General features: G+C 56.3%; 20 protein-coding genes. 15 read left to right on the top strand and 5 right to left on the bottom strand.

The window, feature by feature from the left end; all coding sequences use genetic code 11:
* Positions 1-16: 16 nt before the first annotated feature.
* The 3 genes from BKP64_RS01225 to BKP64_RS01215 all read left to right on the top strand — a co-directional run bounded on the left by BKP64_RS01225 (position 17) and on the right by BKP64_RS01215 (position 2,899).
* The gene (locus tag BKP64_RS01225; protein ID WP_070964904.1) at positions 17-712 is read left to right on the top strand and encodes a pseudouridine synthase; all 696 of its coding nucleotides are present in this window, start codon (positions 17-19) and stop codon (positions 710-712) included.
* A gap of 121 nt (positions 713-833) precedes the next feature.
* Positions 834-2,192 carry a dicarboxylate/amino acid:cation symporter gene (locus BKP64_RS01220; RefSeq protein ID WP_070964901.1) on the top strand — a complete coding sequence of 453 codons (1,359 nt, stop codon included), beginning with the start codon at positions 834-836 and terminating at the stop codon, positions 2,190-2,192.
* Between the two features lie 44 nt (positions 2,193-2,236).
* Positions 2,237-2,899: a DsbA family oxidoreductase gene (locus BKP64_RS01215; protein ID WP_227515621.1), complete on the top strand. Its 663-nt coding sequence runs from the start codon at positions 2,237-2,239 to the stop codon at positions 2,897-2,899.
* A 28-nt stretch (positions 2,900-2,927) separates the two neighbouring features.
* On the opposite strand, the gene BKP64_RS01210 is transcribed toward BKP64_RS01215, so the two are convergent.
* The 3 genes from BKP64_RS01210 to BKP64_RS01200 all read right to left on the bottom strand — a co-directional run bounded on the left by BKP64_RS01210 (position 2,928) and on the right by BKP64_RS01200 (position 5,767).
* Positions 2,928-3,401 (bottom strand): hypothetical protein, encoded by a 474-nt coding sequence (locus BKP64_RS01210; RefSeq protein WP_070964896.1) that lies wholly within the window; start codon positions 3,399-3,401, stop codon positions 2,928-2,930.
* Between the two features lie 207 nt (positions 3,402-3,608).
* Entirely contained in the window at positions 3,609-5,171 is a 1,563-nt protein-coding gene (locus BKP64_RS01205) for a BCCT family transporter (protein WP_070964893.1), read from the bottom strand.
* Positions 5,172-5,239: 68 nt separating this feature from the next.
* Positions 5,240-5,767 carry a shikimate kinase gene (locus tag BKP64_RS01200; protein WP_070964891.1) on the bottom strand — a complete coding sequence of 176 codons (528 nt, stop codon included), beginning with the start codon at positions 5,765-5,767 and terminating at the stop codon, positions 5,240-5,242.
* Between the two features lie 158 nt (positions 5,768-5,925).
* Between BKP64_RS01200 and BKP64_RS01195 the strand changes: the two genes are divergently transcribed.
* The 3 genes from BKP64_RS01195 to BKP64_RS01185 all read left to right on the top strand — a co-directional run bounded on the left by BKP64_RS01195 (position 5,926) and on the right by BKP64_RS01185 (position 10,072).
* Positions 5,926-6,636: a lytic transglycosylase domain-containing protein gene (locus BKP64_RS01195; RefSeq protein ID WP_083329122.1), complete on the top strand. Its 711-nt coding sequence runs from the start codon at positions 5,926-5,928 to the stop codon at positions 6,634-6,636.
* Positions 6,637-6,741: 105 nt separating this feature from the next.
* Entirely contained in the window at positions 6,742-8,028 is a 1,287-nt protein-coding gene (locus BKP64_RS01190; RefSeq protein WP_099092545.1) for an ATP-grasp domain-containing protein, read from the top strand.
* A gap of 31 nt (positions 8,029-8,059) precedes the next feature.
* On the top strand, positions 8,060-10,072 hold the full coding sequence (locus BKP64_RS01185; protein ID WP_070964889.1) for a CocE/NonD family hydrolase: 2,013 nt from the start codon (positions 8,060-8,062) through the stop codon (positions 10,070-10,072).
* A 15-nt stretch (positions 10,073-10,087) separates the two neighbouring features.
* Here BKP64_RS01185 and BKP64_RS01180 read toward each other — a convergent pair whose 3' ends face one another.
* Complete coding sequence (locus tag BKP64_RS01180) at positions 10,088-10,720, bottom strand: LysE family translocator (protein ID WP_070964887.1); 633 nt, start codon at positions 10,718-10,720, stop codon at positions 10,088-10,090.
* Between the two features lie 98 nt (positions 10,721-10,818).
* Positions 10,819-11,256: a Crp/Fnr family transcriptional regulator gene (locus BKP64_RS01175; RefSeq protein WP_083329121.1), complete on the bottom strand. Its 438-nt coding sequence runs from the start codon at positions 11,254-11,256 to the stop codon at positions 10,819-10,821.
* 190 nt (positions 11,257-11,446) lie between these two features.
* Here BKP64_RS01175 and BKP64_RS01170 point away from each other — a divergent pair, with 190 nt between their 5' ends.
* From BKP64_RS01170 to BKP64_RS01130, 9 genes are all read left to right on the top strand, one after another.
* A complete protein-coding gene (locus tag BKP64_RS01170) occupies positions 11,447-12,037 on the top strand; it encodes an HD domain-containing protein (protein ID WP_070964885.1) in 591 nt (196 codons plus the stop codon).
* Positions 12,038-12,218: 181 nt separating this feature from the next.
* Positions 12,219-13,151 carry a LysR family transcriptional regulator gene (locus tag BKP64_RS01165; protein WP_070964882.1) on the top strand — a complete coding sequence of 311 codons (933 nt, stop codon included), beginning with the start codon at positions 12,219-12,221 and terminating at the stop codon, positions 13,149-13,151.
* 67 nt (positions 13,152-13,218) lie between these two features.
* Positions 13,219-14,034, top strand: a complete 816-nt coding sequence (locus BKP64_RS01160) for a putative hydro-lyase (RefSeq protein WP_070964879.1) — start codon at positions 13,219-13,221, stop codon at positions 14,032-14,034.
* A gap of 55 nt (positions 14,035-14,089) precedes the next feature.
* Entirely contained in the window at positions 14,090-15,055 is a 966-nt protein-coding gene (locus BKP64_RS01155) for a TRAP transporter substrate-binding protein (protein WP_070964876.1), read from the top strand.
* Positions 15,056-15,116: 61 nt separating this feature from the next.
* On the top strand, positions 15,117-15,635 hold the full coding sequence (locus BKP64_RS01150; protein ID WP_070964873.1) for a TRAP transporter small permease: 519 nt from the start codon (positions 15,117-15,119) through the stop codon (positions 15,633-15,635).
* Positions 15,635-16,942 carry a TRAP transporter large permease gene (locus BKP64_RS01145; RefSeq protein ID WP_070964870.1) on the top strand — a complete coding sequence of 436 codons (1,308 nt, stop codon included), beginning with the start codon at positions 15,635-15,637 and terminating at the stop codon, positions 16,940-16,942. Before BKP64_RS01150 ends, BKP64_RS01145 begins: the two co-directional genes overlap by 1 nt.
* 31 nt (positions 16,943-16,973) lie before the next feature.
* Positions 16,974-17,708 (top strand): 5-oxoprolinase subunit PxpA, encoded by a 735-nt coding sequence (locus BKP64_RS01140; protein WP_070964868.1) that lies wholly within the window; start codon positions 16,974-16,976, stop codon positions 17,706-17,708.
* Positions 17,705-18,397 carry a 5-oxoprolinase subunit PxpB gene (gene pxpB / locus BKP64_RS01135; RefSeq protein WP_070964864.1) on the top strand — a complete coding sequence of 231 codons (693 nt, stop codon included), beginning with the start codon at positions 17,705-17,707 and terminating at the stop codon, positions 18,395-18,397. The genes BKP64_RS01140 and pxpB overlap by 4 nt, the downstream gene beginning before the upstream one ends.
* Positions 18,387-19,331 carry a 5-oxoprolinase subunit C family protein gene (locus BKP64_RS01130; protein ID WP_070964861.1) on the top strand — a complete coding sequence of 315 codons (945 nt, stop codon included), beginning with the start codon at positions 18,387-18,389 and terminating at the stop codon, positions 19,329-19,331. The genes pxpB and BKP64_RS01130 overlap by 11 nt, the downstream gene beginning before the upstream one ends.
* The last annotated feature ends 4 nt before the right edge of the window (positions 19,332-19,335 follow it).

Genomic DNA, 19,335 nt, shown 5'->3' with positions numbered 1-19,335 from the left:
ATAGTCGACTAATTCAATGAAGCTTTCCAGAATTCTCAGCAATCGGAATGGTATAAGCCGCAAGCGGGCCAATGCCTTGATAGCGGCTGGGCGGGTTACGGTCAATAACATTGTATGCCGGGAAGCGGCAGGGGAAATCGACCGCTTCGCACGTGTCAATCTGGATGATGCGGTGATTCAGGCCGGCTCTGCAGCCCATTATCTGATGCTTAACAAGCCCGCTGGCTATCTGAGCGCGACCGTGGATGACACTCATAACACGGTTCTGGATCTCATTCCGCCGGACCTTCACAGGGATCTGCACATCGCTGGACGACTTGACCGAGCGAGCACCGGACTGCTGATTCTCACCAACGATGGCACCTGGTCCCGCCAGCTGACCGAACCGGAAGTAAAAACACCGAAGGTGTACCGGGTTTCCACCGCCAGCCCGATTGCGCCGGAGACCGCTGAGCGGTTTGCCGAAGGCATCTGGTTTGAGTTCGAGCAACTCAGAACTTCACCAGCCCAACTCGAATTGCTCGGCCCCAGGGAAGCCCGGGTCACCATTTACGAAGGTCGCTATCATCAGGTAAAGCGCATGTTTCATGCCGTCGACAACCGGATAACTGCGTTGCACCGCGAGAAGATGGGCGATATCCGGCTTGACGAAAGCCTCATCCCCGGTGTTTACCGTCCGCTGACCAAGGCAGAGATCAGCTCCGTCCGGTAAGGAGTGAATCCTGCCCTTTGCACCTCGGGTTGATCCAGCTCAGGGTCTTACGGTCGGGGATGGCGTCAAATGAGCTATGCTTTTTTGCAATTGATACACGAAACACGGACGACTGCTCACCATGACCGATAACGGCAACGGCAACGGCTCAAGCTATTATCCTCGCCCCCTCCGCCATCTGAGCAGCTATCTTTCCGGGCTGGTTCAGGGACGACTCTGGCTGAAAGTACTCGTCGGTATGTTTCTCGGGCTTATTGTCGGCACCTTGCTCGGCCCCTCGGTTGGACTCGTGGAGCCTGCCACGGGCACCCTGATTGGTAACTGGCTGGCCTTCCCGGGGCAACTGTTCCTGGCCACCATTCAGATGATCGTGATCCCCCTGGTCATTGCCTCGGTTGTCAGGGGGCTGGCCGCCAGCGAAGACCTGGATCAACTCCGCAAACTGGGGCTGCGAGTCACCGGTTTTTTTGTCATCACCACGGCCATCGCCGCGTCGATAGGGCTCTGGATTGGCAGCCTGATGAATCCGGGCAGCATGATGACAGGCCTGGCGCCCCCGGAAGCATCCACACTGAACGGTGCCAGCACCGCCGCCATGCCCAGCGTGGTGGAACTTCCCAAAACCCTGATCGGCCTGCTCCCGGGGAATCCGCTGGACGCCATGGTCGAAGGCCAGATGCTGCAGGTGGTGATTTTCTCCATCATTGTCGGCATCGCTCTGGTCAGCATGGCCCCTGAAAAATCCCGGCCAATGCTGGACCTGCTGGACTCCCTGCAACAGGTCTGCATGACCGTGGTTCGCTGGGCCATGCGGCTGGCACCGTTTGCCGTATTCGGGTTGATGGCACAACTCACCACGACGATCGGTTTCCAGGCCATGCTGGGCATGGCCTCCTATGTCGCGACCGTACTGGTGGGCCTGCTGCTTATGCTCGGAGTCTACATGCTGATTCTGAAACTGCTGGCGGGCCAGCCGCCCATCCAGTTCATCAAGGACAGCCGTGACGTGTTGCTGCTCGCGTTTTCTACGTCAAGCTCAGCCGCTGTAATGCCCCTGTCGATCCGCACAGCGGAAGACAAGCTCGGAGTCCGTCCCTCAGTCTCCCAATTTGTTATCCCGCTGGGTGCCACCATCAACATGAATGGCACCGCGCTGTATCAGGCTGTGGCAACGGTCTTCCTGGCTCAGGTCTACGGCATTGATCTCAGCATGGGCAGCATGGCGCTGGTTGTGGCTATGGCTGTGGGTGCCTCCATCGGCTCACCTGCCACGCCGGGCGTGGGCATCGTCATTCTGGCAATGGTGTTGCAGACCGTCGGCATTCCACCCGGTGGCATTGCATTAATCATGGGTGTAGATCGGATTCTGGATATGTGTCGTACTGCCATCAACGTTACCGGAGACCTGGTCACCTGCCGACTGATGGAAAACTGGTCCGGTACCCGGCTCCCTGCAGAGCCGCTTCCCCAGGAACCCTGAAGACGACAACACCAACGGCTTTCCGGTAACCTGACGAGGAACCAATCCTACCGGGAGCTCCCATGACAACTGTGAAAATCGACATTGTTTCTGACATCGCCTGCCCCTGGTGCGCCATCGGCTATGCCCGGCTGGAAAAAGCCATGGAGGAGCTGAAGGAAGAGATGGAGTTCACCATTGAATGGCACGCGTTTGAACTGAATCCGGATTCGTCCGGCAACGGGGAACCCATTCTTCAGGCCCTGAGCCGGAAGTACGGGCGGAGTCCCGAGGAAATGCAGGAAAACCAGGCGCACATGATGAAGATAGCCGCAGAGCTTGGACTCAACTTCAGTAAACTGCAGGAGCGCCATACCCGAAACACCTTTGATGCCCACCGACTGGTGAAATGGGCGGGTGAACAGGGCAAACAGACCGAAATGAAAATGGCGTGTTTTGACGCCTATTTCGGCCATGCCCTCAACATCTCGGATGTGGATGTATTGGCCGACTGCGTTGAAGCAATCGGACTCGACAGCGACGAAGCGCGAGAGGTGCTGGCTTCTGACCGCTATGCGGATACCGTCCGGGAAGATGAAGCCCGGTATCAGCAGGCAGGCGTATCTGCCGTGCCAGCCTACATCATCAATCAGAAATACCTGGTGTCCGGCGCCCAGGAACCGAACACGCTTATTGGTGCGTTCCGGGAGATTACGTCAGAGAGCTGAGGTACCTCAGCAAATGGTAACGAACGGGTCAGATGCTGTCGGCCTGTTTGCCCGATTCGTTACCGAGCTTCTCCTCTGTGTCTTCCCACTCCTCCGCAAAAGCGTCATAAGCATCGGAAAAACCCTGACGGGCACGCTCCCATGCTGATGCTGAACTCGCTTTGAGCTCCTGATACCAGTTCTGCACTCGTCCCCGTTGTTCCCGCAATGATTCCAGGCTCTTCTGTGAGCGTTCCCGGGCGGTATCGCTCATATCGTCCCAGTTTTCAGAAAGTTGTTGCTCCAGCTCATCAATACGCTGGTCCAGCGCAGACAGTGTCCGGTTGATGGAATCTTCTGCCCGGTCCTTCTGATCGGAGCCGTACTCCTTCAGAGCTTTGCCGAGCTCCCGGGTCTCCTTTTTCAGTTCCTCAACAGAAGAGTCCGCAGGCTCCGCCTGAACGGTCCACGAGCACAGGGTCAAAAACACAAAGGCGAGCGCATAAACTGAGGGCTTAAACATCTTTCAATGCTCCGGCACGATTTCCCTGACAATAGCACCACTTCCCGGTCACATGCACCTTAGCGAACCTTAACCAGAGCTTAATCGAATTACAGAAAGACTTTTAAAACAGCAGCTTGAACGCAATCTCCCGACGCCATCACCCGACATTTCACAGCGATGGGTTTGAGAATCATCGGAGCCTGTGCCCTGTACGGCAAAACATTTCTAATCACTCAGACCCTGAGACCGGGCCATCGCCAACGCGGCTTTCGGGCCGGTCCACAAGGACGGGAGGATGATCAGTGACACTGGTATGGCCGTGAGCACGATAAACTGCTGCAGCACGCCAATCTGGCCAGCCCCCATATAAAGCAGAATTCCTGCCATCACCGCCATGGCACCGCCCCAGAATGCCCGCACCAGATAATGCGGCTCATCGTGCCCCGCACCTACGGTGGCAATGGCATAACTCATGGAATCCCCGGTTGTCGCCACGAAAATCGTGGTCAGCAACAGGATGGCAGCCGCCATGATGGTGCCGCCAGGCAACGCTTCCGCCACGGTCAGGGTGGCGACATCAAAGGAGAAGCTGTTGAGCGCCTCGGTCAGGTCGAAGGTACCTGCCAACTGGTGATAAATCCCGGAGCCACCCAGCAGGGTGAACCAGATGGAGGTGGCAACGGGAGCCAGTACCGCAACCGCCAGAATGGTTTCACGAATGCTGCGCCCCCGGGAAATCCGTGCCACAAAAATAGACATCAGCGGGGTGTAGCCGATAAACCAGGCGAAGAAGAACACCGTCCACCACTTCATCCACCAGTCCGGCGCGGTGTCAGCGGTTATGGTAGCCATCGCGAAGAACGAGGACAAATACTCGCCCATGGAAGACAGATAGGTGTTGGTCAGGAACAGCGTGGGTCCGAACACGAAAATAACCGCAGCAATCGCCAGTGCCAGAATGACATTAAAGCGACTGAGTATCTGGATGCCACGGTGAATCCCGCTGACCGCAGAAGTCATGTAAACGCCGGCAAGAAGGGCAAGAATAACCAGTTGGGTGGAGAACTCATCGGCAATACCAAAGAGCTGGTGCAATCCAAAGCTCATCTGGGTCGCCAGGAAGCCGATCGGCCCAACGGTACCGGCAACCACAGCAATAACGCATAGCGCATCGACAAGCCCGCCAAACCAGCCGGTCATCACCCGTTCGCCCAGAACCGGGTACAGCAGCGTTCGCGGCTGCAGCGGTTTGCCCTGAACATAGTGCGCGTGGGCGAGAACCAGTGCTGTCAGTGACCCCAGAACCGCCCAGGCCAGGAACCCCCAGTGCATGAACGACTGGGCCATGGCCGGAGCAACGGCTTCTGCTGTGCCTGCCTCGGCGGTAAATGCCGGTGGTGAAACCACAAAGTGATACACCGGTTCGCCAGCGGCAAAAAAGACACCGCCACCCGCCAGCAGGGTGCAGAGAATCATCGATAACCAGCGGAACGTGCTGATCTCGGGACTGGACAGGCCGCCCAGGCGTGCCGTGCCAGCCCGGCTAAAGGCCACACCAAGAGAGATAAAAAAGGTGAGCAACAGCAAAAGCTGAAAGAACGAACCGAGGTATTTGGCCGTCCAGCTAAAGCCTCCGCCAATCGCCGCAGCCAAGCCTTCCGCATCCGTCAGGGACCAACCAACAAACAATAGAATGAAACCCATGGTGAGGGCCAGAACAACCGGGTCGCCCAGGCGCTGAAACCCGGTGACATTTTGAAGAGGAAGCGTGGTACTACTTGAGGACATGAATCCAGCCAGTTTTTGAAATGGCCGGGCACCGTACTGACGATATGGTAAGGATGCTATCGGTATTTCTACCGAACCGGATCCGGGCAAAGGCCCTTGACCACGGCCTCGCAGACCTCATCCTGATTCAAACCCTCGCCCTTGACGACAAAGTCCGCATACCGGGAGTAAAGCGTAAAGCGCTCCTCGAACAGCGCCTCAAGGGATTGATCCGGGTGCCGGGATATCCCCCTCATGCTGTGATCACCAATTCGCTCAATCACCAGATCAAGGGGGATATCCAGAAACACCACAACGCCGCTTGCCTTGAGGTGCTCCATTGCCCGCGCGCTGTATACCGCACTGCCGCCGGTGCTAATCACCTTGTGCCGGACGTTCAGGTCCAGCAACACCTGCTCCTCGATGTGCCTCAGGGCCTGAAAACCGTCATGATCCACAATATCCTGCAGGGTTCGGCCGGCCGCTTCCTGAATCAGCAAATCGGTATCGACAAACCCAAGCCCCAAACGCTTGGCCAGCAAGACGCCAACGGTGCTCTTACCGCTACCGGGCATACCGATCAAAACGATGTTTCGGGAGTCTGAGCAGGACAACATAATGCCTCCGGGTGTATGAGAACTGGCAAGCAGTATCAGAAAAGTAACAGTTTTCCGACAAATCGTTCGGTTTCCTGATTTCAGTAAAGCAGTATAATCCCGCTAACGGGATTGGCGGACCAATCCTTGAATGTCGACCGGAACCGCATGGATACCGAATGAGACCAGGCCAGATAAAGGTTGCCATCGTACTCATCTCGCTGGCGTTGGGAAGCCTCATGCTCGCTGTTTCCTCCGCTCAGGCGGACAGCATCAAGCGCATTGTGCATGCGGACGGCACCATTGAGTTCTCCAACGTCGAGGAGTCCCAGCCCCGCGCCTCCAGTGGTGACGATACTGTCTATCGCTACAAGGACGACAACGGAGTTGTCGCCTACAGCAGTATCCGACCCGCTGAGTCAGAGTTCGATGTCATCCGCTTCCAGTGTTACGCCTGTGATCCTGAGTCCAGTATCGATTGGCGCAAGACTCCACTGTTTACCCGGCCCTATCGCAATGAAATCAAGACCGCGGCACGAGAGTTCGGTGTCGATCCCGCTCTGGTCCGGGCAGTGATTCATGCAGAATCCGCGTTTAATGAGAAAGCCCTGTCACCCGTAGGCGCCCAGGGCCTGATGCAACTGATGCCGGGCACGGCAAGAGAGCTTGGTGTCGAAAACGCACTGATCGCTGCCGACAACATCCGGGGCGGAGTTCATTATCTGGCGAAAATGCTGAAGCAGTTCGATGGTAACGTCCGGCTGGCAACTGCCGCCTACAATGCGGGCCCTGGTGCCGTCGGTCGATACAATGGCGTTCCTCCCTACGCCGAGACCAAGGCCTACGTCCATCGAGTCGGTATCCTGCACGAACGGTACGCCGCCCGCTAAAACACCTGAGAAGTACTCCTGCGAGCCCCCCAATCCGCATTGACACACGTCGCTAACGTCGTCTATGAATTAACAATACACGCCTTCAGAGACATGGAAACGTCAATGAAAAATATTTTCATTTTTGGCACGGATGATTTCGACCTCGCTCAGATCCGGGCTCTCGACGACCAGGGCCAGTATCGGCTTCATCAACTGTACGACTACAAGGAGGTCAGGGCAGGAGCGGAGTTTCCGGTACAGAAATTGTACACCGGTGCGCTCAAAAAGCTGGCGGATTTCAAGGGCCCGGTTGATGCGATCGTAGGTTTCTGGGACTTTCCTGTAAGCACCCTGCTCCCGCTACTCCGAAAGCCCTATAACCTACCCTCCCCGAGCTTCGAGTCAGTTCTCAAGTGCGAACACAAATACTGGAGTCGTCTGGAGCAGAGCAGGGTCGTGCCCGACTGCATTCCCGACTTCTGCGAGGTGGATCCCTTCTCGGATGATTTCAGGTCACAAATAACCCTGAGTTACCCGTTCTGGATCAAACCGGTCAAAGCAGTCTCTTCTTACCTCGGGTTCAAGGTAAGAAATGACGCAGAGCTGGAACATGCCATAGCGCGTATTCGTGAAGGCATATCCCGTTTTGCAAACCCCTTTAATTACCTGCTCCAGTTTGCCGAGCTACCAGCCGATGTTGCTGCAGTTGACGGCAACCATTGCATTGCAGAAAGCATCATAGCCAAAGGGCGCCAATGCACACTTGAGGGGTATGTTTACGCAGGCGAAGTGACGGTGTATGGCGTCGTGGACTCGATTCGCGAAGGCAAACACCGGTCCAGCTTTTCCCGTTATCAATATCCATCCTCGATCCCGGGCCACATCCAGCAACGGATGATTACGATTACAGAGAAGTTTTTCGGGCACATCGACTTCGATAACGGTCCCTTCAACATTGAATACTACTGGGACAGCCGAAGAGACCGAATCTGGCTTCTCGAGGTCAATACACGCATCTCAAGGTCCCACTGCCCCCTGTTCCAGAAAGTAGACGGAGAGACCCACCACAAAGTAATGATCGAGCTTGCCCTCGGTAAGCGGCCGGCGTTCCCATATCGACAGGGAAAGTACCGGATTGCCGCTAAATTCATGTGGCGCGTCTACGACGATGCTCAGGTCACACATGCACCGAGTCCGGAACAACTGGAGGAACTTCAACGGCAATTTACGGATGTCGATATAAAACTCCACGTCAAGCGGGGAGACGTGCTCTCGACCCTGAAAGAACAGGACAGTTACAGCTTCGAAGTCGCGGTCATATTTATCGGCGCAGGGAGCCAGAGCGAACTGCTTCGGAAATACCGCGAGATCAAAACGGCCATCCGCATAGAGCTTGAGCCCGTGGACTGAACAACAGTGCATTATTGACAGGGAACTCACCATGAAAACCGTCGATGATCTTCCTGAGCGAGTCCGCCATGTTGAGCACCAATGGATTCCGATGGCCGACGGCACGCGGCTCGCCGCGCGTCTGTGGATACCCGACAGCGCCGATAAAGAACCGGTACCCGCCATCTTCGAGTATATCCCCTATCGGAAACGGGACGGATCACGACTGCGCGACGAGACCATGCACCCCTACTTTGCCGGCCATGGTTATGCCTGTATCCGGGTCGACATTCGCGGGAGCGGCGACTCCGAAGGCATCTTGACGGATGAGTACCTTCAGCAGGAACTGGACGACGGCGCGGCGGTCCTGGCCTGGCTCGAGGAGCAACCCTGGTGCAATGGCCAGGTGGGAATGATCGGCATCTCCTGGGGTGGGTTCAACGGACTGCAGATAGCGGCGATGCAACCGCCTCAGCTCAAAGCCGTTGTGAGCGTTTGTTCTACCGACGACCGATACGCCGATGACGTTCATTACATGGGAGGCTGCTTGTTGGGCGACAATCTGTCATGGGCATCCACCATGTTTTCCTACAATGCCTCGCCCCCTGACCCTGAGATCGTTGGTGACTGCTGGCGCGACATGTGGTTTCAGCGGCTTGAATACAGCGGTTTGTGGCTGGACACCTGGCTGCAACACCAGCACCGGGATGATTACTGGCGACATGGCTCAATCTGTGAAGATTTCTCGGCGATCAAGGTCCCCGTGATGGCCGTCAGTGGCTGGGCCGACGGGTACTCCAACGCCGTCTTCCGGTTACTGAAAGACCTCCCCGGGAAACGTATGGGATTGATTGGGCCCTGGAGTCACAAATACCCTCACATCGGTGTACCGGGACCTGCCATCGGCTTCCTGCAAGAATGCCTGCGCTGGTGGGATCAGTGGCTGAAGGGCAAAGAAACCGGAATCGGGGCCGAGCCGATGTTAAGGGCCTGGATGCTGGACAGCATGCCACCCTCAACATCGTACCATCAACGTTTCGGTCGCTGGGTAAGCGAACAAAGCTGGCCACCGGCCACCGCCCAGGAAAGGATTTACCACTTCACCCCGTACCGGCTTGTCGAGACGACCGAAGCCCTGGCCGACGCAGAACTGGCACTGCAATCGCCTCTGAGTAACGGGCTGTTCGCCGGGAAGTGGTGCTCTTACAGCAATACGCCGGACCTGCCCCACGATCAGCGGGAAGAAGACGGAGGCGCCTTGACCTTTACCACCGAACCTCTCAAAGAGGCGCTGGAAATACTGGGCGCCCCTGCTGTCGATCTCGAATTCTCGGCGTCACAGCCCGTGGCCATGGTGGCTGTCCGATTATCGGATATGCGCCCCGATAATAAAGTCACGAGGGTAACCTATGGCTTGCTTAATCTGACTCATCGAAACAGTCATTCCTCACCGGAGCCTCTGAACCCCGGCCAACGTTACCGTGTCAGGATCCACCTGAATGGCATCGGCCAGACGTTTCCCGACGGACACCGGATTCGTATCGCCATTTCAACCTCATACTTTCCTCTTGCCTGGCCATCTCCACAGTCGACACAATTAAAGATACATACCGAAAACTGTCGCCTGGTACTGCCTGTGCGGACACCGCGACCGGAGCATCTCCAATTCCCGGATGCCGAGATGACGGCCAGTGGGGCAAAGCGGCAGATCCGGGAGGGCCATCACGACTGGCGAGTCATTCGTGAACTTGATCGGGATGCATCGACGCTGGAGGTCATAAATGACAATGGGATCTACTATCTGGAAGACGTGGATCTGACCATCGAACACAGCGTCAGTGAGTGGTACAGCTACGAGGCTGATGATTTTGACTCAGTCAAAGGGGAAACCCTGAGCACCAGGGGGTATCAGCGCGGAGACTGGCATATCAGGACGGTCACCCGAACCATCCTGACCTGTGACCAGGAGAATTTTTATCTGGACGCGGAGCTTGATGCCTATGAGGGCGCGCGACGGGTTTACTCCAGAAACTGGAACCGCATTATCAGGCGTGACCTGGTCTAGCGCGGGAGGCGGCTCTCAACCGAGGGCCAGCCATATACCGACCAGCACCATGAGGCTGCCAGCGACGCGATTGACGGTACGGACCCCGCCGCCCTGACGGAGCAACTTACGCAGACCCCGTCCGCCATGGGCATACAACTGAAGACACAGAAACTCCAGCGCCAGAATGATCACTATGAGTGCTGTCAGTTGCGGACCCATTGGAAGCTGGCCATCAATAAACGGTGGCAGCAGGGCTACAAAAAACGCCCAGCCCTTCGGATTGGCAATAGCGGTGACAAAGCCCTGCATGGCAAGCTGGCTCCGGGAGGCCTGTACCACGGCCATATCCTCGCTTTCCGCCATGGCCATCTTGCCCCTGGACCGCCACATCTGAACACCCAGCCAGATCAGGTACGCACCGCCGGCGTATTTGAACACCGCAAACGCGGTCGGATACTTCAGCATGAAGGTCGCCACACCAACGGCCGCAGCCGTAGCTACAACGGCCACCCCCACCAGCTCCCCCGCCATCATCCAGAGCGCCCGGCGAACACCTATGGTGATACCCATCGACAGCGCCAGTGTCATGCACATACCCGGGGTAATCGACACCACGAAAAAAGTGGGAATAAAAACAGACAGCAGGGACCAGTTCAGTGACAGCAAAGCTCAGTACTCGCACAGTAAGTAATGGTTTTTCAGGGAAGCTGTATGCATTCCCGGATCAAGGCCCAAAGGGCACGCTCGATGGCACGGAGCTCAGGTTAGTCCGGCAAGGCCCGGAGATACGCCTGCAGAGCCCGCGGGTTGTTGACCGTTATCCTGCCATATTCCAGATTCAACAGCCCCTCCCGCTCGAAACCTTTGATGACACGATGCACACCCTGACGGGTCATGCCCATCATGTTGGCGATATGCTCCCGTGTCAGCCGAAAGGTCACCGGCTGGGAGGGGGCGTCCCTAAGGCCCTGGCCCTGGATCTGGGTCAGAAACAACAGGCGACGACCGACACGCGCCTCAATGCCACGCAGCGCATCATCCTCAATAATCGACATGGCCGACCACAGACGGCGGCTCACCAGATCAAGGGCCACCGGATACGCCTCCGGATAGCGCGCCATGCCCGCTGCTTCTGCGACGCCCGCTTCCGACAATCCTCCCAGCAACGGGCAGGCCTGCAATACTTTCTTTAACTCAGACATATCCCGACATCCGACAAGACCCACCCAGAAATGTAAACGATTTGACAGTCTTGCACCTGTTCAACTGCCTACACTTGCTTAAACAAGCCATTAAAACAAGTCCAAAATCCAGAGAGAGGCGCCCATTCCCGCTGGCATCGTGGACACGAGGTATCGATCCGGGTTTCCGGGACTAGAAGGAAGAAAAACGATGAATGACATGACAATCCCAAAGGCCGACTTCACCCACATGAAAGACGGTACCGCCGAAGACTGGCAAACCATAGCGCGCTCATTTGGCAAGTTTGCCAAGGGTCTGCCAGACCGGATTCTTGATCATCTGAAACTGCTGGAGGGTGACTTTGGCGGTTTCCCGGTAGACCGGCTGACGCACTGCCTGCAAACGGCCACCCTGGCCCATCGTGACGGCAAGGATGACGAGTACGTGGTGTGCGCACTGCTTCACGATATCGGCGACACCCTCGGATCCTACAATCACGCGGACGTCGCTGCCGTCATGCTGGAGCCCTTTGTCAGTGAAGCCAACCACTGGATGGTTAAACACCATGCCATTTTCCAGGGCTACTACTTTTTCCACTACTTGGGTATGGACCGCAACCTTCGGGACAACTACAAGGACCACCCGCACTTCATGCGGACCATCGAATTTGTCAGCAAGTACGACTCGCCGGCGTTTGATCCGGGCGCAGAAACTCTTCCTCTGTCCTATTTCGAACCGATGGTAAGAAAACTGTTCGCCGAACCCATACGGTCGCTTTATAAAGATGCAAACGCCAAGTGAATGACCAGGGCCCTTTCGATGGCCCTTTTTTCGCCTTGTCCTTTCCTGACAGCCCGGCGCCAACCTTTCATCCCGGGGAAAGCGAGCCCAATCGAAGCCACTGGGCTATGCTTTAATAAATGGTCGACAAGACCTGCTCAATGTCGACCACAACCCTGTCCTCCGTTACTTAAGAGAACCAATGAATTTCAAACATCTGGAAACCTTTATATGGGTCGCCACCCTGGGGAGCTTTCGAAAGGCGGCCGAGCGCCAATGTACTACCCAGCCCGCCATTTCCACCCGGATCGCTGCGTTGGAAGAAGAGCTTGGCGTCAAACTGTTTGAGCGTGAGTCTGGCCGTTCGATGCTGACCACCAAAGGTCAGGAACTGCTGCCCTATGCCGAAAAAATAATCTTTATGTCCCAGCAACTGCGCAAACGGGCAGACAAGGTAGCGCTGCTGTCCGGGATTCTCAGGCTCGGAGTATCTGAAACAATTGTTCACTCCTGGCTCCCCCATTTCTTTCGGGAGCTGCATGAGACAATACCAAACCTGGACGTGGAAATGACGGTGGATGTTTCCGGAAATCTTCGCGCCGGGTTGATGGATCGCACTCTCGACCTGGCCTTCCTGATGGGCCCCGTCTCGGAACCGAAAGTGGAAAATCGGGAGCTCTGCAGCTTTCCCTTGCTGTGGGTTGCCAGCCCGGACCTGAAGCTACCAGACCGGGTTCTCAAGCTTGAAGAACTGGCGAACTGGCCAATCATAACTTATGCCAGAAACACCAAACCCTTTGCGGAAATCAGTCAGAAGTTCAGCGAGTTGGATGACCTGCCTGCAAGGTTTTATTCGTCCAGTTCCCTGGCGGCGTGTCGGCGACTGGCCCGGGATGGCATTGGTGTTTCTACGCTTCCCCTGAGCGTCATTGCGGACGAACTGGAAAATGGCAGCCTGGTTGAACTGAACGCTGTCTGGAAACCCTCCCAGCTGGCATTCACCGCGTCTTATCCCAGCGTTCCTTTCAACCCGATTGCAGAGCTGGCCGCAAGCCTGGCGGTCAAAGTCGCCGAAGAGTACTCACGGCCGAGTGATCACAAAATGTTATCACTGGACGTAAAAAACCATAATTAGACTTTTTCACCGGTAGGGATAACCTGTATTTGTACATTAATGCAAAACTCAATCAGGGGTTTCCGAAATGCAGACAGGTGGGTATTCCGATTTCAAGAATGGTTTGCTGGAACAGGCAACATCGCTCCGGGCCCGAATTCGCTCGGGAGACCACACCGCGACAACCAGCGGGCTGGCGCAGAGCCTGATTCAGGGGAATGTTGTAATTCTGCCAGCCGACTGGGCGGCAGACTTCCTCCTGTACTGCCAGAGCAACCCGGTCGCCTGCCCCGTGATTGGCATTTCACAGCCGGGCGACCCTGCACTGCCGGAACTGGGCCGCGACATCGATATCCGAACGGACATCCCGGAGTATCAGGTGTTCCGGAATGGTGAGCGCGCAGAAAAGGTAAACGACATACAAAGCCTGTGGCAGGGCGACTTCGTGACCTTCGTCCTCGGATGCTCCTTTTCGTTCGAAGATGCCCTGATCAGATCGGGTCTATCCATCAGAAACGTAGAAGAGGGCGCGAACGTTTCAATGTTCCGTTCAAATCTGGCCACAAAACCGGGTGGACGGTTCCAGGGCAACATGGTGGTATCCATGCGCCCTTTCATCAGTGCTGATGCCATTCGTGCCATTCAGGTCACCACACGCCTTCCGAAGGCCCATGGGGCACCCGTGCATATCGGCAACCCGGAACTCATCGGAATCAGGGACATCAGCGCCCCGGATTTCGGTGACCCGGTCACTGTCCGAAGCGATGAACTGCCTGTGTTCTGGGCTTGCGGAGTCACTCCGCAGATTGCCCTGGAAAACGCACGGCCACCCATAGCCATCACTCACGTACCTGGAAAAATGCTGCTCACCGAGCGGTTAAACGAGGAGCTTGCCGTACTTTGAGTACCGCAAGTTCGTTATCAAGGTAAATGAAAAACAAAAGAACGGGAGATTCACTATGTTCAAGCAACTTGCAGCAGCGACTCTATTAACAGGAGCGTTCTTTACATCAGCAGTTCAAGCCGATCAGTGGCACATGCCCACGCCTTATGGCGATGCAAACCTGCCAACCAAAATTGCCTATGAGTTTGCCGAAGACATCAAGAATGGCACAAACGGCGACATTGATATCACCGTTCACTCAGGCGCATCTCTGGTAAAACATCCGGAAATTCCCCGTGCGGTCAGAACCGGCCAGGTCCAACTGGGCGAGATCTTTATCGGCATCATGGGTAACACCCACCCCGTTTTCAAGCACGACAACATACCGTTTCTGGCGACCAATTTCGAAGATGCGGAAAAACTGTGGGAAGCCGCCAAGCCGGAAGTTGAAAAGCAGCTGGATAAAGAAGGCATGACGCTGTTGTATGCCGTGCCCTGGCCCGCACAAAGTCTTTATACCAAGGCCCCGGTAAATACCCTGAAGGACCTGGAAGGCCTGAAGATGCGTGCCTACAGCCCCTCTACGTCACGGCTCGCCGACCTGATGAACACCACCCCCACAACGGTACAGGTTCCTGAAATCCCTCAGGCATTCAGCACCGGCATCATCGACGCCATGATCACATCTCCGTCGACCGGCGCCAACGGCCAGGCTTGGGACTACCTCTCCCATTACACCGACATCAAGGCCTGGATCCCCAAGAACGTTGTGGTTGCCAACAAGCGCGCGTTCCGCCGCTTGAGCGATGAGCAACAGCAGGTTATCCGTGATGCCGCTGCGGCTGCAGAGGCCAGAGGCTGGGAAGGTGTTCGGGTCACTGCCGCTGAAGATACCGCGACCCTTGCAGAGAATGGCATTACGGTTTCCGAGCCTTCGGCCGAGCTGATGTCCGAACTGCAAAAGATCGGCGACATCATGGTCAAGGAGTGGGAAGAAGAAGCTCCGGAGGAAGTTGGTGCGATTCTGTCCAATTACCGTTAAGAGTTAATTCACAAGGAGTCTTCCCCGGTTATCCGGGGAACTCCCTTGGGAGGCATCATTCATGAGTTCTCTTCGAGACAAGTTTTACCTGGCATCCGGCTACGCGGCAGGCTTTTGCATCGCACTGATCATGGTCGTCATTCTTGTCCAGATCGTTGGCCGCATTTTCGGGTTTATCATTCCGTCAGCGGAAAATGTGTCAGGATATGCGCTCGCTGCCTCCACCTTTTTCGGCCTTGCCTACACTTTCCACCAGGGCGGCCATATCCGGGTCACGCTGGTGATTCAAAGGTTTTCCGGGCGCACACGCTTTGGCCAGGAACTTGCTGTACTGATATTCGGTTTCGGACTGGCCTGTTACATGACGTTTTATTGCTGGCACATGGTCTGGGAATCGTACATTTTCGAGGAGGTGTCCCACGGTTACATCCCCATTCCTCTCTGGATACCACAGATTCCCGTAGGCCTTGGCATGCTGGCTCTTAATATCGCAATCCTGGACGACCTTATCGCCGTCCTGCGAAAACGCACCCCTTCCTATCAGCAGCATGAAGACGAGATCAACCTGGAGGAGGTGTAATGGATATTGCGATTCTCTCCATCATATTGGCAGCATCCATGATTCTGATGCTTGCCGTCGGCGTCTGGGTTTCATTGACCCTGGTTGGTGTCGGCGTTCTCGGGCTGCTGCTCTCCGGCAATGACCAGATCGGCCTGCTGTTTGCCACCTCAAGCTGGGGCGCCAGCACCGGCTGGTCGCTGACTGCCCTGCCGATGTTTATATGGATGGGAGAAGTCCTGTTCCGCACCCGTTTGTCAGAAGACCTGTTCAAAGGGCTGGCGCCATGGATGGGCGGCTTGCCCGGCAAACTCTTGCACGTCAACATCCTCAGTTGCGGAATTTTTGCAGCGGTTTCCGGCTCCTCAGCCGCGACGGCGGCCACCATCGGACGGATGACACTGCCCGAATTGAAAGCCCAGGGATACAGCGACCGGATGGCCGTGGGCACACTGGCAGGTTCCGGCACTCTGGGCCTGCTGATTCCACCGTCTATTATCCTGATCGTCTATGGCGTTGCCGCCGAGGTCTCCATCGGCCGGCTGTTCATCGCAGGCGCTCTGCCGGGACTTCTGCTGGTCGCCATGTTCATGGGCTACACCATGATCTGGGCCCTGATGCACAAGGATGAATTGCCCGTAGACAAGAAAGAGCACATATCGTTTTCAGCCAAAATCAAGGCCCTACGAATGCTGCTCCCGATCGTCGGTCTCATTGTATTCGTACTGGGCTCGATTTATGCCGGCTTTACCACACCGACCGAAGCGGCAGCTCTTGGCGTCTTTGGCGCCCTGTTGCTCGCTGCTGCAACGGGCTCCCTGAGTGCTCAGAGCTTCAAGGACAGCCTGCTTGGTGCGGTAAAAAGCTCGTGCATGATTGGTCTGATTCTGGTCGGCGCACATTTTCTGACCCTTTCAATGGGCTTTCTGGGCATTCCGCGAGAGCTGGCTGAGTGGATCGGAGGCATGTCGCTCTCCTCTTTCGAGCTCCTGGTGTGTCTGACAGCCCTGTTTGTGATTCTGGGCTGCTTCCTTGATGGGATCTCGGTGGTGGTTCTGACCGTGGCGGTCGTCATGCCGATGGTCCAGCAGGCAGGCATTGACCTGCTCTGGTTCGGGATCTTCATCGTGCTGGTCGTGGAAATGGCACAGATTACCCCTCCGGTCGGATTCAACCTCTTCGTTATTCAGTCCCTGACCGGCAAAGACATTCTTTATGTTGCGCGGGCGGCACTGCCTTTCTTCCTGCTGATTATGGCAGCGCTTTTTCTGATTGGCTGGTTCCCCGAGATCGTCACCTACCTGCCACAGACTATGAGTCAGGGTTAATGCAGCGCGCGCACTTTTCTGGAGGTACGCAATGAAACTCAACTGCGACATGGGCGAAAGCTTTGGTACCTGGACCAAGGGTATGGATGCCGAGGTCATGCCTTACATCGATATGGCAAACATCGCCTGCGGCTTCCATGCGTCAGACCCCCTGACCATGGAGCGCACCGTGAAAATGGCGCTGGCTGAGGATGTCACCATCGGTGCTCACCCCGGCTACCCCGATCTGCTGGGATTTGGCCGCCGGGAACTGGAGTGCCACCCGGAAGACCTCAAGGCGATTCTGGTTTACCAGATGGGTGCCCTGGATGGTATCTGCCGCGTGCATGGCACCTCGATCCAGTACGTCAAACCCCACGGCGCGCTCTATAACAAGATGATGGTAGACAACACCACATTGTCTGTTGTCATGTCGGCTGTACGATCTTACGCCCCGCACTGCCCGTTGGTGGTCATGGCCACACCCGAGTGGCAGCTGGTCAAAGATCGCGCTGACGAGTATGGCATTGAGGTGTGGTTTGAAGCCTTTTCCGATCGCGCCTACAGCGATGAGGGCAGACTGGTGAAACGCTCGGTCAGGGGTGCCGTCCACGAGACGACCGAAGCCATTGAGCAGCAGGTCACCCAGATTATCCAGGACGGGACTGTCACGTCCATCTCAGGTAAACGTATTCCGATAAAGGCCGACACCATCTGCATTCACGGCGACAGTTACCATGCGGTGGACGCCGCTCGCCACATGCGGCAGGTTGTTGGTTCTCTATGAACATCGAGTCGGTCAACGAAAACACCTGTATCGTGTATTTTGGTGACCAGATCGGCGACGAATCGGCAAGACTGGTAAAACTGGCAACCGAGAGTATTCGCCGGTCAATGGCTGATGTGGTGATTGACCTTGTGCCATCGTACACCTCGGTCCTGGTGTCTTACGATCTCGAGCGTATTGACCGGCTGGGCGTCGCCCGGCGGCTCCGGGTAGCAGCCGAACAGGTTGAAGATGGGGCAAACACCGGCGACACCTCGCGCACTGTCGAGCTTCCAGTCTATTACGGCTCAGAAGTGGGTCTTGACCTGGATGCCGTCTGTGACTTTTCCGGGCTTTCAGCCGAAGAAGTCATCGACATCCATAGCCGGCAGTCCTACCAGGTTTATGCCATTGGTTTTGCCCCGGGATTTGCCTACCTGGGCAGCACCGATAAGCGCATCGCCATCCCCCGGAAATCGACGCCGCGCCTGAAAGTTCCCACCGGGAGCGTTGGTATTGCCGGAACACAAACTGCCATTTACCCCAGCACCACGCCGGGCGGGTGGCAAATCATCGGCCGTACCCCACAAAAAATGATTGATTGGGACAGCGAATCCCTGGCGTTGGTACAAGTAGGCGACCAGGTGCGCTTTCGTCCCATAGACCGGCAAGAATTTCTTGATCTGGGAGGTAGCCTCGATGAGTCTTGAGGTTGTCGACGCCGGCATGCTGGCCCTGATTCAGGACACCGGCCGTTACGGTTACCAGCATATTGGCGTCACCACCGGCGGCCCCATGGACGAACACGCATTCCTGTGGGCAAATCGTCTGCTGAACAACGAACTTAACGCGCCCCAGGTAGAGATCACCTTCGGAAAGTTCAGTCTGCTGGCACACGACGATACCTGGATCGCCATAACGGGGGCGGACCTCGGTGCACGTATCAACGATCGGGCCATTCTGCCCTGGCAGACGCACCAGGTCAGCCGAGGTGACCGGATCGACTTCACCGCGCCGGTGACCGGTTTAAGGGCTTATCTGGCAGTCAGTGGCGGTTTCAGGCCGGCCCTCAAACTGGGCAGCTGTGCGACTGTCACTCGCGAGGGTCTGGGCGGGCTGCATGGCCATGGCGCCAAACTTGCCAGGGGCGATCAGCTTGAGTTTAAACCACCCGAGAAAGTGGCAAAGGCATCTGTGCCGCAGAATGAGGTCCCGGACTACCGTCAGCCCCTGTGCCTGGGCGTGATACCGGGCTATCAGTACCCACACTTTTCAGCCGTCGAGAGAATGAAATTCTTCTCGTGCGATTACGAGGTGAGCCAGAATATTGACCGGATGGGCTATCGCCTGAGCGGCGAAGCCATTCACTCCGACCTGAGCGGGATTGTTTCGGAAGGGATTGCCTACGGTGCCATTCAGGTTCCAAGCGACGGACAACCGATTGTGCTGATGAAAGATCGGCAAACCATCGGCGGATACCCCAAAATAGGGTGCCTGAGCGCACTCGACGCAGGGCAGTTGGCTCAGAGAGGACCGGGAGCATCCGTCAGTTTCTATCTGTCGGATGTAGCCGACTCAGAAGCCAGTCGAATGCTCTTTAACCGTCGCCTCCAAAAGGGAGCGGCTGGTATCAGTCGCAACTGATACC

Source organism: Marinobacter salinus (genome assembly GCF_001854125.1).
Classification (GTDB): domain Bacteria; phylum Pseudomonadota; class Gammaproteobacteria; order Pseudomonadales; family Oleiphilaceae; genus Marinobacter; species Marinobacter salinus.
This window is presented reverse-complemented; position numbering and strand designations above follow the sequence as displayed.

Excerpts from the sequence above, each read along its gene's own strand:
- BKP64_RS01225 (WP_070964904.1), top strand. The coding sequence starts at position 17 with ATGAAGCTTTCCAGAATTCTCAGCAATCGGAATGGTATAAGCCGCAAG.
- BKP64_RS01205 (WP_070964893.1), bottom strand. The coding sequence starts at position 5,171 with ATGTCCTCAAGTAGTACCACGCTTCCTCTTCAAAATGTCACCGGGTTT.
- BKP64_RS01130 (WP_070964861.1), top strand. The coding sequence starts at position 18,387 with ATGAGTCTTGAGGTTGTCGACGCCGGCATGCTGGCCCTGATTCAGGAC.
- BKP64_RS01190 (WP_099092545.1), top strand. The coding sequence starts at position 6,742 with ATGAAAAATATTTTCATTTTTGGCACGGATGATTTCGACCTCGCTCAG.
- BKP64_RS01160 (WP_070964879.1), top strand. The coding sequence starts at position 13,219 with ATGCAGACAGGTGGGTATTCCGATTTCAAGAATGGTTTGCTGGAACAG.
- BKP64_RS01155 (WP_070964876.1), top strand. The coding sequence starts at position 14,090 with ATGTTCAAGCAACTTGCAGCAGCGACTCTATTAACAGGAGCGTTCTTT.
- BKP64_RS01170 (WP_070964885.1), top strand. The coding sequence starts at position 11,447 with ATGAATGACATGACAATCCCAAAGGCCGACTTCACCCACATGAAAGAC.
- BKP64_RS01145 (WP_070964870.1), top strand. The coding sequence starts at position 15,635 with ATGGATATTGCGATTCTCTCCATCATATTGGCAGCATCCATGATTCTG.
- BKP64_RS01200 (WP_070964891.1), bottom strand. The coding sequence starts at position 5,767 with ATGTTGTCCTGCTCAGACTCCCGAAACATCGTTTTGATCGGTATGCCC.
- BKP64_RS01220 (WP_070964901.1), top strand. The coding sequence starts at position 834 with ATGACCGATAACGGCAACGGCAACGGCTCAAGCTATTATCCTCGCCCC.
- BKP64_RS01165 (WP_070964882.1), top strand. The coding sequence starts at position 12,219 with ATGAATTTCAAACATCTGGAAACCTTTATATGGGTCGCCACCCTGGGG.
- BKP64_RS01140 (WP_070964868.1), top strand. The coding sequence starts at position 16,974 with ATGAAACTCAACTGCGACATGGGCGAAAGCTTTGGTACCTGGACCAAG.
- BKP64_RS01185 (WP_070964889.1), top strand. The coding sequence starts at position 8,060 with ATGAAAACCGTCGATGATCTTCCTGAGCGAGTCCGCCATGTTGAGCAC.
- BKP64_RS01150 (WP_070964873.1), top strand. The coding sequence starts at position 15,117 with ATGAGTTCTCTTCGAGACAAGTTTTACCTGGCATCCGGCTACGCGGCA.
- BKP64_RS01210 (WP_070964896.1), bottom strand. The coding sequence starts at position 3,401 with ATGTTTAAGCCCTCAGTTTATGCGCTCGCCTTTGTGTTTTTGACCCTG.
- pxpB (WP_070964864.1), top strand. The coding sequence starts at position 17,705 with ATGAACATCGAGTCGGTCAACGAAAACACCTGTATCGTGTATTTTGGT.
- BKP64_RS01195 (WP_083329122.1), top strand. The coding sequence starts at position 5,926 with ATGAGACCAGGCCAGATAAAGGTTGCCATCGTACTCATCTCGCTGGCG.
- BKP64_RS01175 (WP_083329121.1), bottom strand. The coding sequence starts at position 11,256 with ATGTCTGAGTTAAAGAAAGTATTGCAGGCCTGCCCGTTGCTGGGAGGA.